Consider the following 13,165-nt stretch of genomic DNA (forward strand, 5'->3'; position numbering starts at 1 on the left):
ATCCATGGATCGCGTTGAAACGCCATGAACATACGCCTCCTGAATGACCGCCGTCAGCGCCCTCTCGACCGACCGACGCGGCTCGAGAAACGACGGAAAATAGGAGCCGGTGCGCAGCTTGGGGATACGCAGTTCCACGCTGCCTGCACGGGTTTGCCAATCGCGTTCTCTGTAACCGTTGCGTTGCGCCAGTCGTTCGGCACTCTTCTCGCCATAGTCCGCGCCGGTCTTGGCGCCAACCTCGAGCTCCATCAGTCGCTCGGCGGCAAAGCCAATCATCTCACGCAGTAAATCTGCATCGCCGCTCTGTTCGACAAGCGCGCGAAGGTCCATCATAGGTTTGGTCATCGGGTGTCATCCTTGGATCAGATTGAGTCTAGCAACCCGACCTTACTAAGAAACCCGATGGCCACCTGAGCTACACCACCCCGTGGGACACGATCAAGATTGGCACTCGCAGGTGTCTGCATCACCTGCCATTTGCTGCGGTCGAATAGCGTCACTCCCATCGCATGTTCCAAGAGCTGGATCTGGCGCGACAGCAGCGGCTGGCTCATGTTCAGCCGCTGCTGTCGCACGCCGGAAATTCGGCTATTCCGCGACCGTTGTCTTGCTTGTCTGACGTCAGCGCCAATGGGACAGTTTAGGATGATTTGATAAGAGGGGGTTTCCGGCTCATCGTAACCACCAAGGTGTGAAGATGAGACAGAAACCCGGAACCAAGCAGAGCCATGGCGAGAAGGTTGGTCTTGCCCCCCTGAGGTGGTCCACCTTTTGGGATAGTTTATCCCGCATGATGGAGGACTACTTAGATGGCAGGCAAACGCGAAAAGCCAGAAGGCGGCATTGCCAACTTGTTCGGGAAGTCTGTGTCGGCTAGGCATCCGGCATGAAAGCACCGTCCGATCTGCCACGCCTGAAAGACTACCGCTTCCCCCGCCGGATCGTTGCCTACGCGGTCTGGGCATACCACCGGTTCGCGCTGAGCACGGCGGATGTCGAAGACCTGCTTGCGGAGCGCGGCGTGATCGTCAGCCGGGAAACGGTCCGCAAATGGGTCAACCGATTTGGCCGCCATTTTGCGTCCTGCATCAAGCGCGATAGGCCAGGCGCCACCGACAAGTGGCACCTCGATGAGGTCGTTATCGCGATCCGCGGGAAGAAACACTGGCTCTGGCGGGCCGTCGACGCGGAAGGTCACGTGCTAGACATTCTGGTTCAGTCCCGGCGGAACGCCAGGGCAGCAAGACGTTTCCTTAAAGGGCTGATCGGCCAGTTCGGCGCGCCACGTGTCATCGTCACCGACAGGCTGCGCAGCTATATCAAGCCAATTCGCGAACTCGCTCCGGGTGCGGATCACCGGGCGCACAAGGGCCTGAACAATCGCATCGAAGGGTCCCACCGGCCGACCCAAAAGCACGAGAAGCTCATGGGCAAGTTCAAGTCCGCAAGGCAGGCTCAGAGATTCCTCGCTGCGCATGACCAGATCAACACGATCTTCCGCCCGCGCCGCTATCGCCTGTCCGCCACATCCTACCGCCACGCCAGATCCGACGCCCATGCCCTCTGGGCTGAATACGCCCTTAAAATGACCGCCTGACAGACACCCTGTCGGCCCAGCTCGCCGATCGCCAAATAAGTTGGCAATGCCCGTGCGCTTTCTCGCCTGGGCCCGATCGGCAATGAGTGGCGCGAATTTCACCACCCATCGGTTAAGTGTGGCGTGGTCAACCGCGAAGCAGCGCTCCGCAAGGATCTCTTCAAGGTCTCGGTAGGAAACTGCGTAACGAACATAGAAGAACACCGCATGCAGGATTACCGACTTCGAATAATGCACGCCCTTGAAATCGATCATGTCAACCGCCTTTTACCAACTCACTGGCAATGCCCACATATTCGGGGATACCAAGAAACCCAAAACTTTGCGACACTACCGCTTCAAGTCCCCGAGCCAAGCGCAACGGTTCCTCGCAGCCCACGACCAGATCGCCACCTTGTTCCGACCGAAACGCCATCGCCTCTCCGCCCGGTCATACCGCTATGCGAGGTCCGACGCGTTCGGCCTTTGGGCCGACTACGCCGCAGATCTGGCCGCCTGAAAACCGTGGTGGTGGATCGTAGCACCTAAGGCCAGGCAACCTGACAAAGCCCTCAGGCGTCAGTCGGGGTGAACACCATGACGCTTTGCTCGGGCAGCGTGGCAACGGTCTGGACCGGCCCTGTTTCAGCGGTGCTGGCGTCCGCGCTGTTCCAGACGGGATGCCACGCCCCCTCGGGAAGCCGGAATTCAGCCTCGGGCCCTGCATTGAGAATGATCAGCAGGCTGCGGCGGGCGGCAGGAGTGTCAAACGCGTCACCGGAGTTGCGCGAAAGCTGCATGCCGAACACCGGCAGCGCGGCATCATTCCAATCATCGGGGGTCATCTCGCGGCCCTGCGGATGCAGCCAGAGAACCGCCTCGACCCGTTCCGCAGCATCGGGTGCACGCGCGAACTGTAGCGGCGCCAGAAGATCGACATGGTCCTTGCGCAGGCGTGTCAAAGCGCCGACGCAATCGATCAGGTCGTCCCGCGCGCTTGTCCAGTCGATCCAGCCGATCTCGTTGTCCTGACAATAGGCGTTGTTATTGCCGCCCTGACTGTTGCCCAGTTCGTCGCCCGAAAGCAGCATCGGCACGCCCTGCGACAGGAACAGCGTCGACAGGATCGCCCGAACGCGACGCAGGCGGGCGGCGGTGATGGCCGGATCATCGCTATGCCCCTCGGCGCCCATATTGTCGGACAGGTTGTTGGAGTGCCCGTCGCGATTGTCCTCGCCATTGGCATCATTGTGTTTTTCGTTATAGCTGACCGTATCCCACAGGGTAAAACCGTCATGCGCCGCCACGAAATTGACAGAAGAGGTCGCGGGCCGGTGCGAATGGTCGAACTGCATGGGGCTGCCCACAAGCCGCTGCGACATGCGCGCGACCTTACCGTGATCGCGGCGCCAGAAACCACGGGTGTCATCGCGGAACTTGTCGTTCCATTCGCGGAATGGCCAAGGGAAGCCGCCCACCTGATAGCCGCCATCGCCGATATCCCATGGCTCTGCGATCAGCTTCACGCGGCTGAGAACGGGGTCCTGCCGGATCGCGGCGAAAAAGGCGCCTTCGCGCTCGAAACCGTCGCTCTCGCGCCCGAGGGTCGAGGCCAGATCAAAGCGGAACCCGTCGACATGCATCACCTGCACCCAGTAGCGCAGGCTGTCCATCACCATGCGCAGGACCATAGGATGTGCGACATTCAGCGTATTGCCGCAGCCCGTCGTGTCATAGCAATGGCGCCGGTCTTCGGACAGCAGGTAATAGCTGGCATTGTCGATACCCTTGAAGGACAGGGTCGGGCCCAGTTCGTTGCCCTCGGCGGTGTGGTTATAGACCACATCCAGAATGACCTCGATGCCTTCACGATGGAAACGCTTGATGGCGTCTTTCACCTCGCGCAGGCTTTCGCCGGTCAGATAGGTGCGGTTCGGGGCGAAGAAACCGATGGTGTTGTAGCCCCAGTAATTCGACAGGCCCTTCTCGATCAGGTAGCGGTCCTGAATCATCGAATGCACGGGCAGAAGCTCGATGGCCGTGGCGCCGATCCGGTGCAGGTGACGGATCACCGCATCCGAGGCCAGCCCGCGGAAAGTGCCCCGATCATCCTCGGGCACGTCGGGGTGGCGCATGGTCAGGCCTTTGACATGCGCCTCGTAGATCAGGCTGTCCTGCCAGCGCGTGTTCAGGGCGCGGTCGGCTTCCCAGTCGAATTCGGGGTCGGTCACCACCGCTTTGGGCATGAAAGCGGCGCTATCGCGGGTGTCGATCTCGCGGTCGTCGCCCCCCACAGGATAGCCGAACAGTGCGTCATCCCATTTCAGAAAACCGCGCATTTCCATCGCATAGGGATCGAGCAGCAGCTTGTTGGGGTTGAAGCGGTGCCCCTCTTCGGGGCGATGCGGCCCGTGCACGCGGTAGCCATAGGCCTGTCCCGGCGCGACGCCCGGCAGATAGCCATACCAGATGCCGCCCTCGGTCGAGGGCAGCTTGACGCGGTGGGTCTCCTGCTGCCCCGTTTCGTCGAACAGGCACAGTTCCACATCTGTCGCATGTTCGGAGAACAGGGCGAAATTGGTGCCATTACCATCATATTGGGCGCCCAAACTGTCGGGGCGGCCCAGTGTCAGGTCAAAGGCGGGCAGGCCGGTATCGCTTGGAGAGAAATCGCGCATGGGGTTCAGACCTTCAGAAGGCGGGGGAGGGATGCCGCTTTGGCGCTGGTGGCCCAGACCGTCGCGGCGGGATAACGTCGGGGGCGGGCCTCGGCACGACGCAGGAGCATTCTGGCCGTGACAAGGGTCGTACCGGCATCGGTGCGCCGGAACCAGCGGGCATCCTCTTCGGGGTCCTCGCCGATCACGATCCCCGCCGGCAAAGAGGCGCGCGGACCGATGATACAGTCGGTCAGGCGGCAGTTCTGCGCCACATGGGCGCCGGGCAGGATGATGCTGCCTTTCGATCCGCATAGGCTGGCAGACCATGGCGCCGCCGGCGATGTCAGAAGCCCGCGCGGCACCAATCCGCGCCGCAGGTCAAGCTGGGCCTTGCGATAGGCGTCAAGCGTGCCGACATCGCGCCAGTAGGCGGCGCGACCATCGGGAAGATCGGGCAGCGCATAGGCCGAAAGCGCGCCCTGTGCCAAGGCCTCGGGCAGGATGTCATGGCCGAAATCATGCCGGCTGTCGGGCCGTTTCGCATCCGCGATCAGAACCGCGCGCAGCCACGCCCAGTCGAACACATAGATCCCCATGGATGCCAAGGCCCGCGAAGGATCGTCCGGCATCACGGGTGCCACTTTCGGCTTTTCATGAAAGGCCGTGACATGGCGCTGTGCATCCACCGCCGCGATCCCGAATTCCGAGGCGTCTTCACGGCGGACCGGCGTCACCGCCACGGTTGCCGCAGCCCCGCTTGCACGATGGGCCGCGATCATCGCCCCGAAATCCATCTGGTAGACGTGATCTGCCGCAAGGATCACCACATCGCGCGGGCTCTGCGCGTCAATCTGGGCGATATTGCGGAACACCGCATCGGCGGTGCCGGTATATCCGGTCTCGTCCTGTGCAAGCGTCGGCCCGAACCGGAGGGACAGCCTCTCGAACCGGTTTGCCCAGCCATCCTGCAGGTGGCGTTCCAGCACCTCCGGCGCATATTGCGTGGCGACAGTGACCCGACGCAGACCGGATTGCACAAGCGATGACAGCACGTAATCGACAATCCGGCCAGTGCCGAAAGGCACGGCGGGTTTGCACAGCGTCTCGGTCAGTTCGAACAGGCGCGATCCGCGGCCGCCAGCCAGCAGCACGGCGTGGCAATCGGTGAAGGTTGCGGGATGTGCATTCGGGAAATCAGGCAGCCTTGCATCATGAACGGGCATAACTTCTCCTCCCCAAGAAGTTGGGTTTCATCAGAATGTCGGGAATCAAAAAGCGGTGTAGAAATCGGCTTTTGCGGTGAACGCCGCGCTCAGGCGATTTGTTCCGCCCACGCGCGGCGTTTCCGTCCCAATTCCAGAAAAATTTTAACTATAATCCGGCACCCCTCAGAGAGAGGCGTCAAACACTGCGACGCTGTCGCCCGAAACATGGACCGCCTGCGCGGGTGCGGCCAGAAACGCGGTGGCTTGCGTGGCCCGCGACGTATCAAGGATCTGCCGCCAGCGTCGTCCTTCAGGTGGTTGCGGCAGGCTCACCTGCACGTCGTCTCCGGCGTTGATCACTGCGAACAGGACGTCATCGCTCATCGAATAGACCGGCGTGGTCGAGGCGGCGCGCAATTCAAGGCAGAGCGTCCGGAACTCGGGGTCATGCCAGTCCTCGACGCTGGGGGAGCTGCCATCGGCCTTGCGCCAGAACACATCGGCGATACCGTCGCGCTGGCGCGATTGCGCATGCAGGAACAGTTTCTGCCGCAGCACGGGGTGGTCGCGACGCATGCGGGCAATCCAGCTGACAAAACGTGCAAGCTCTTCGTCGGGGCGGTCCCAGTTCACCCATGCGATCGCGTTATCCTGCGCATAGGCGTTGTTGTTGCCCTCTTGGCTATTGCCGATTTCATCGCCCGCCAGCAGCATCGGCGTGCCCTGCGACAGGAACAGCGTGGCCAGCATATTGCGTTTGCGGCGCGCGCGCGCGGCCAGAATGGCCGGATTGGAGGTCGGCCCCTCGACGCCCAGCCCGTCGGAATGGTTGGGCTCGTGGCCGTCGCGGTTTTCCTCGCCATTGGCCCAGTTGCGCTTCACGGTAAAGCTGACGACATCCTCAAGCGTGAACCCGTCATGCGAGGCCAGAAAATTGACCGAAGAGGCTGCAGAGCGCCCGCTATGGTCGAACAGTTCCGCCGACCCCAGAAGCCTGCGCGCCAGACCCGAGGTCGTGCCCCTGTCGCCCTTCCAGAACTGGCGCACGTCATCGCGGTAGCGGTCGTTGAGTTCCATGAACGGATGCGGCCATGCGCCAAGCTGATAGCCGCCCGGACCCAGATCCCAGGGCTCGGCCACCAGTTTGACCCTGCGCAGCACCGGATCCTGCCGCAATGCGCCCAGAAAGCCGCCATGGGTGTCGAACCCGTCAGGCCCGCGCGCCAGAACGGTGGCCAGATCGAAGCGGAACCCGTCGACATGCATCACCTCGACCCAGTAGCGCAGGCTGTCCATGACCATCTGGAGCACGGCGGGGTGGCGGGTGTTCAGCGTATTGCCGCAGCCGGTGTCATCTATGTAATAGCGCGGATCCTCTGCCAGCCGGTAATAGGCGCGGTTGTCCAGCCCGCGAAAGCACAGCGTCGGCCCCAACTGGTTGCCTTCGGCGGTGTGGTTATAGACCACATCAAGGATCACCTCGATCCCTGCGCTATGGAACCGCCGGACCATGGTCTGGAATTCCCAGATCTCGCCATCACACAGAAGGCGCGGATCGGGGGCGAAGAAGCCGATGGTCTGGTAGCCCCAGTAATTGGTCAGGCCTTTCTCGACCAGAAAACGCTCGCTCAGATGGGCCTGCACCGGCATAAGCTGGATCGTCGTGACCCCGATCCGGTCCAGATGGTCCAGAACCGGCTGGGTTGCCAGCCCCAGAAACGTTCCACGCCGTCTGCGGTCGATCGCGGGATGCGCGGCGGTCAGCCCTTTGACATGGGCTTCGTAATGCACCGAAAGCGAGCGGCGATGGCGGGGCGGGCGGTCATCCCCCCATGCGAAACTGCCGGTGTCGCAGACCACGGCCTTGGGCATGGCAAAGGCGCTGTCGCGGGTGTCCTGTCCCAGATCGCTGCGCTGGGTGCCGGGGCGGTAGCCCAGAAGCGCATCCGACCAGCGCAGCCGCCCCGCGATCTTGCGCGCATAGGGGTCAAGCAGCAGCTTGTTGTGATTGAAGCGCAGCCCCTCTTCGGGCCGGTGCGGGCCGCGCACCCGCCAGCCATAGACCGTTCCCGGCAACAGCCCCGAGACATAGACATGCCAGATATCGCCATCGCGCTCGCGCAGCGGGATACGGGCCAGTTCGCGCTTGCCATCGGGCGAGAAAAGGCACAGATCCACCGCCTCGGCCTCGGCGGAGAAGACGGCGAAATTGACCCCGCCCCCGTCGAACGAGGCGCCAAGCGGCTCGGGCCGGCCGGCGGACAACCCGTGATGGGGCAGCTTCGAGGGGATGGTGTCGTGCATCTGCGACCGGTTGGCGCGGGGCGCGAACAGCCGCGGATCCCGCGTGCCTTGCGGGCTCATGCCACACGCTCCTGCACAAGCTGCGCATAAAGCGCCGCATAGGCCGCGCCGGACCGGCCCCATCCGAAATCGGCTTTCAGGCCGTTTTTCTGTATCTGGCGCCATCCGCGCGGATCGGCATAGAGATCGCAAAGCTGGGTCAGCGCGATGGCAAGCCCGCCCGCATCGATGCGCGGCAGCACGATCCCCGTGGCAACCTTTGCCGAAAGCGAGGCCGGATTGGCCGCGATCACCGTATCGGCCAGCCCGCCGGTGGCGGCAACAACCGGCACCGCGCCATAGCGCAGGGCATAAAGCTGCGTCAGGCCACAGGGTTCGAAACGCGAGGGCACCAGAAGCGCGTCGGCGCCTGCATAGATCTGATGGGCCAGCGGTTCGTCAAAGCCGCGTAAGAGGCCCACCTGCGCCGGATAGCGCGCCGCCAGTGCGGCATACTCCGCCTCAAGATCGACATCCCCCGATCCCAGCACCGCCAGCCGCCCCCCGCGCGCCAGAAAATCGGGGATCACGGGCGGCAGAAGATCCAGCCCCTTCTGTCGCGTCAGCCGCGACACCACCGCCGCCAGCGGCCCTTCACCAAGGTCCAGACCAAAGCGTTCGGCCAGCGCGATGCGGTTGAGCTTGCGCTTCTCGATCCGCGTGGCGGTGTAATTGGCCACCAGCGCCGCGTCAGTTTCGGGCGACCAGCTTTCGGTATCGATCCCGTTGAGGATCCCCGCAATCGGGCGGGGCAGGGCCGCGATGACCCCTTCAAGTCCCATGCCGAATTCGGGCAGCTCCAGCTCTGTCGCATAGCGCGGTGACACGGTGGTGACCTGCGTGGCAAGCGACAGCCCCGCCTTGAGCGCCCCGATCTTGCCCCAGAACTCTGCCGGCCCTTCTGGCGTAAACAGGGCCGGATCCAGCCGCAACCCCTGCAGCCGCTCGGCCGGCCCAAGCCCCTGAAAAGCGATATTATGGATGGTCAGCACGCTGGGAATATCAAGGCCCGCCTGTTGCAGATAGGCCGGCACCAGCCCTCCCTGCCAGTCATGGGCATGCACCAGATCGGGGCGCCAGCCATCGGGCAGCCCGTCGCGGCAGATCACCATGGCTGCCCAGCACAGCGCGGCGAACCGCTCGGGGTTGTCGGGATAGTCGCGCCCGTCCGGATCCAGATAGGGCCCGCCCTCCCGCGTGAAAAGATGGGGTGCCTCGAGCAAGAGAACCTCGGTCTGGCCACAGGTGCCGGCGAGGATCTGCCCCGTGCCGCCAAAGAGATCGGGCAGATCGCAAACGGGCGTCGGGTCGTCAAGCAAAGCGGCCAGCCCGGGATAGGCGGGCAGCAGCACGCGCATCCGCCAGCCATGCGGGGCCAGCGCCGAAGGCAGGGCCCCTGCGACATCGGCAAGACCACCGGATTTGATCAGGGGAACACATTCAGAGGTTACCGACAGGATCTGTCCCGCATCCGCGCTGGTCTTGGTCATCATGCACTCGTTTCTTTCGTCAGGCCCGTTCAAACACCCGTCTCAGCCATGGCCCGCGCGCCAGCGGTCGATCATCCGTCGGGTCACTAGCGTGACGCCGCCCTCGCTGACACGGAACCATTTCGCATCTTCTTCCGGGTCTTCGCCGATCACAAGCCCTGACGGAATCTCCACATTGGCATCCAGAATGACTTTCGACAGTTTCGCATGCCGATTGACCACACTGCCCGGCATTGCGACGACCTGAAACAGCTCGGCATAGGAATGGGTGCGCACGCCGGTAAACAGCAGTGATTCCCGCACCTCGGTGCCCGAGATGATGCAGTTGCCCGACACCATCGACGATATGGCCGATCCGCGGCGTCCGTCCTCGTCATGGATGAACTTGGCCGGTGGTGTGATCTCGCCATAGGACCAGATCGGCCATGAGGTATCGTAGATGTCCAGCTCGGGGGTGAATTCGGTCAGCGCGATACTTGCGGTGTGATAGGCATCCAGCGTACCGACATCGCGCCAGTAGATCACCTCGCCATCGCCCGATGTCACGCAGCTCTCCTCGAACAGATGCGCCATCGCCTTGCCCGAACGAACGATCTCGGGGATCAGGTCATTTCCGAAATCATGGCTGCTCTTGCTGTCGCAGGCATCGCGCGTCAGCAGTTCGCGCAGGAATGCCCAGCGGAACACATAGATCCCCATCGAGGCCAGCGCCTTGTCGGGAGCGCCGGGCATGGCGGGCGGATCGGCGGGCTTTTCCAGAAAATCCGTGATGCGGCGTTCCTTGTCGATGGCCATCACACCAAAGGCAGAGGCCTCCTTGCGCGGTACGGTCAGGCAGCCGACAGTGACATCGGCCCCGCTTTCGGCATGCTCGCGCAGCATCACCTCGTAATCCATCTTATAGACATGATCGCCCGCAAGGATGATCATATACTCGATATCGTAACTGTCGATGATCGCGATATTCTGCGTCACCGCATCGGCGGTGCCGGCATACCATTTGTCTTCGGACACCATCTGCGAGGCAGGCAGGATATCCAGATATTCGTTGCGCTCGGCACGGAAGAAGTTCCAGCCGCGCTGGAGATGGCGGATCAGTGAATGCGATTTGTATTGCGTGGCAACAGCCAGCTTGCGGATGCCGGAATTATAGGCGTTGGACAGGGCGAAATCGATGATCCGCATCTTGCCGCCGAAATAGACCGCCGGCTTGGCGCGCAGATCGGTCAACTCTTTCAGGCGGCTGCCGCGCCCGCCGGCAAGGATGAAGGCCATCGAACGGCTGGCCAGTCTTTGATGGGGATTATAATGCATGAAGAGGCCCCTCCCAAGGCCGGGGGTGAAAGGCCTCTCAGGCAGAAAGCTCTGGCTGGGGGGCGGCTTTCAGAAACAGGACGGAAAGCGGCGGCAGGGTCAGGCAGGCCGAGGCGGGGCGCCCGTGCGAGGCCTCTGGTCCGGCGATAACCTCGCCCATATTGCCGCCCCCGCTGCCGCCATAGCAGGCCGCATCGGTGTTCAGGATCTCGCGCCAGCGCCCCGCCACCGGCAGGCCAAGACGGTACCCACAACGTTCGACCGGTGTCAGGTTGCAGATTACCGCCACCAGCCCGCCCGCGTCATCCTTGCGCAGGAAGGCCAGAACCGATTGCTGCGCATCATCGGAAACCAGCCATTCGAACCCGTCCGCCCCCAGATCGTCGCGATGAAGGGCGGGGGTCTCGCGATAGATCCGGTTGAGATCGCGCACCAGCGACTGCATGCCGGCATGCAGCGGATGGTCCAGCAGGTGCCAGTCAAGGCTGCGGTCATGGTTCCATTCGCGCCCCTGCGCGAATTCGCAGCCCATGAACAGCAGCTTCTTGCCCGGATGCCCCCACATGAACCCGTAATAGGCGCGCAGATTGGCGAATTTCTTCCAGCCATCGCCGGGCATCTTGTCGATCATGCTGCCCTTGCCATGCACGACCTCGTCATGGCTGATCGGCAGCACGAAGTTTTCCGAAAACGCATAGACCAGCCCGAAGGTCAGCTGCCCGTGATGATGCTGGCGGTGGACCGGATCGCGGTGGAAATAGTCCAGCGTGTCATTCATCCAGCCCATATTCCATTTGTAGCCAAAGCCCAAGCCCCCCTCATGCACCGGTCGCGACACACCGGGAAACGAGGTGCTTTCCTCGGCAACCGTCATCGCATCCGGCACCTGCGCATAGACTTCGCGGTTCATCTCCTGCAGGAAGCTGATGGCTTCGTAATTCTCGCGCCCGCCATCCTTATTGGGCACCCATTCGCCCGCAGGACGGGAATAATCGCGATAGAGCATGGAGGCCACGGCATCCACGCGCAGCCCGTCCACGCCATAGACATGCAGCCAGTAAAGCGCATTGGCCATCAGAAAGTTACGCACCTCGCGCCGGTCATAATCATAGATCAGGGTGTTCCAGTCGCGGTGGAAGCCCTCGCGCGGATCGGCGTATTGATAGAGCGCCGTGCCGTCGAACCAGCCAAGCCCGTGCGGGTCCGTCGGAAAGTGTCCGGGCACCCAGTCCAGAATGACACCAAGACCGGCCTCCTGAGCGGCGCGGACGAAGGCGGCGAAAGCCTCGGGCGTGCCATGGCGCACGGTCGGGGCGTATAGGCCCACCGGCTGATAGCCCCAGCTGCCATCAAAGGGAAATTCCGATACCGGCAGCAGTTCCAGATGGGTGAAGCCCATATCGCGGGCATAGCCCACCAGTTCCTGCGCCAGTTCATCATAGCTCAGACGGCGGTCATCCTCTTCGACCTTGCGCCGCCACGACCCCAGATGGACCTCGTAGATCGAGACGGGCTGTGTCACATCCTGCGCCCGATTGCCCGCCTTTCGCGCCTGCGGAAGGCGCCGCACGACCGAGGCTGTGGCGGGGGCATGTTCCGCCCCGAACCCGACCGGATCGGCCTTTTGCGGCAGCCGAACCTCGCCCGGACCGAGGATGTCGTATTTATAGGTCGCGCCCTCATGGATATCGGGCAGGAAAATCTCCCAGACGCCGGTGGAGCCGCGCGCCCGCATCGGGTGGCGGCGCGCATCCCACTGGTTGAAATCGCCTACGACCGACACCCTGCGCGCATTGGGGGCCCAGACGGCGAAGGCGGTGCCCGTCAGCCCCTCATGGGTGCAGGGATGTGCCCCGAGCTTCTCCCACAGCCGCAGGTGGCGCCCCTCCGAGATCAAATGCTCGTCCAAAGCCCCCAGAACGGGGGGCAGGCCGTAAGGGTCGGCCCATTCCCAGCGGCCGCCATAGCCTTCGGCGCGTAGGCGGTACTGGCGTGCAAGGGTCACATCCTCCGGCACAGGGTCCAGCACGAAAAGACCACCGCCCGAAGGCACCATCTCGATGGCGGCGCCGGGGCCCTTTCCGCCGGTCAGGCACCACATCCGCTCCGCCCCCGGATCGAAGGCCCGCAAGACGCGCCCGTGAAGGCCCAGAACGTCAAAGGGGGCGCCGTGACGGCCCTCGCGAAGCGCGCAGGCCTCCGCATCGGACAAGGGCGAGTGTGATGGCAGGTCTGCGTCCTGCGTGCCCGTCTTCCGCTTGCGGGCCGGCGCCTTGCGCGGGGCGGCTTTTGCAACGGGGGCAGGGGCGGAAGATTTTGGCGTGTCAGCGGCAGGAGGCTGGCCGGAGGTGTCTTGCGCAGCAGGGGCTTTTTTGGCAGGGCGCTTGGTCTTCCCTGATCGTACGTCCGACATGGTCTTCTCATTGCCCCTTGGTTGCGCAGAGTCGCACCCCTCTGACACAGGCCAACGCCGCGCGGGCAGGCTGGTTCCATGGGAAGTGGTGGGATTCGTACTGTCTGTCGGTCGGGTTTGCGACTTGTGCCCAAGTTCTCATCCCGACCGGTCTTATTCAC

General features: G+C 63.1%; 9 protein-coding genes and 2 pseudogenes. 2 read left to right on the forward strand and 9 right to left on the reverse strand.

Features of this window, described 5'->3' with window-relative positions; translation table 11 throughout:
• The coding region (locus VSX56_RS14665) for a transposase (RefSeq protein WP_350938178.1) at nt 1-348 on the reverse strand (348 nt) is incomplete at its 3' end.
• A gap of 17 nt (nt 349-365) precedes the next feature.
• Nucleotides 366-557 carry a helix-turn-helix domain-containing protein gene (locus VSX56_RS14670; protein ID WP_350938181.1) on the reverse strand — a complete coding sequence of 64 codons (192 nt, stop codon included), beginning with the start codon at nt 555-557 and terminating at the stop codon, nt 366-368.
• Between the two features lie 332 nt (nt 558-889).
• On the opposite strand from VSX56_RS14670, the gene VSX56_RS14675 reads away from it, so the two are divergent.
• Nucleotides 890-1,600 (forward strand): IS6 family transposase, encoded by a 711-nt coding sequence (locus VSX56_RS14675; protein ID WP_350938183.1) that lies wholly within the window; start codon nt 890-892, stop codon nt 1,598-1,600.
• Between the two features lie 54 nt (nt 1,601-1,654).
• On the opposite strand, the pseudogene VSX56_RS14680 reads toward VSX56_RS14675, so the two are convergent.
• Nucleotides 1,655-1,855 (reverse strand): annotated as a pseudogene (locus tag VSX56_RS14680) (IS6 family transposase); the annotation flags it as partial.
• A 79-nt stretch (nt 1,856-1,934) separates the two neighbouring features.
• Here VSX56_RS14680 and VSX56_RS14685 point away from each other — a divergent pair.
• Nucleotides 1,935-2,099 (forward strand): annotated as a pseudogene (locus VSX56_RS14685) (IS6 family transposase); the annotation flags it as partial.
• Between the two features lie 52 nt (nt 2,100-2,151).
• Here VSX56_RS14685 and glgX (VSX56_RS14690) read toward each other — a convergent pair.
• The 6 genes from glgX (VSX56_RS14690) to glgB form a co-directional block, all read right to left on the reverse strand.
• Complete coding sequence (glgX, locus tag VSX56_RS14690; RefSeq protein WP_350938185.1) at nt 2,152-4,257, reverse strand: glycogen debranching protein GlgX; 2,106 nt, start codon at nt 4,255-4,257, stop codon at nt 2,152-2,154.
• Between the two features lie 5 nt (nt 4,258-4,262).
• On the reverse strand, nt 4,263-5,462 hold the full coding sequence (locus tag VSX56_RS14695; RefSeq protein ID WP_350938188.1) for a sugar phosphate nucleotidyltransferase: 1,200 nt from the start codon (nt 5,460-5,462) through the stop codon (nt 4,263-4,265).
• 165 nt (nt 5,463-5,627) lie between these two features.
• Complete coding sequence (gene glgX / locus VSX56_RS14700) at nt 5,628-7,748, reverse strand: glycogen debranching protein GlgX (protein ID WP_350938337.1); 2,121 nt, start codon at nt 7,746-7,748, stop codon at nt 5,628-5,630.
• A gap of 56 nt (nt 7,749-7,804) precedes the next feature.
• Nucleotides 7,805-9,277 carry a glycogen synthase GlgA gene (gene glgA / locus VSX56_RS14705; RefSeq protein ID WP_350938190.1) on the reverse strand — a complete coding sequence of 491 codons (1,473 nt, stop codon included), beginning with the start codon at nt 9,275-9,277 and terminating at the stop codon, nt 7,805-7,807.
• 42 nt (nt 9,278-9,319) lie between these two features.
• Complete coding sequence (gene glgC / locus VSX56_RS14710; RefSeq protein WP_350938192.1) at nt 9,320-10,591, reverse strand: glucose-1-phosphate adenylyltransferase; 1,272 nt, start codon at nt 10,589-10,591, stop codon at nt 9,320-9,322.
• A 37-nt stretch (nt 10,592-10,628) separates the two neighbouring features.
• Nucleotides 10,629-13,004 (reverse strand): 1,4-alpha-glucan branching protein GlgB, encoded by a 2,376-nt coding sequence (gene glgB, locus VSX56_RS14715; RefSeq protein ID WP_350938194.1) that lies wholly within the window; start codon nt 13,002-13,004, stop codon nt 10,629-10,631.
• Nucleotides 13,005-13,165: the final 161 nt, after the last annotated feature.

This window comes from Thioclava kandeliae, from assembly GCF_040297545.1.
Classification (GTDB): Bacteria; Pseudomonadota; Alphaproteobacteria; order Rhodobacterales; family Rhodobacteraceae; genus Thioclava; species Thioclava kandeliae.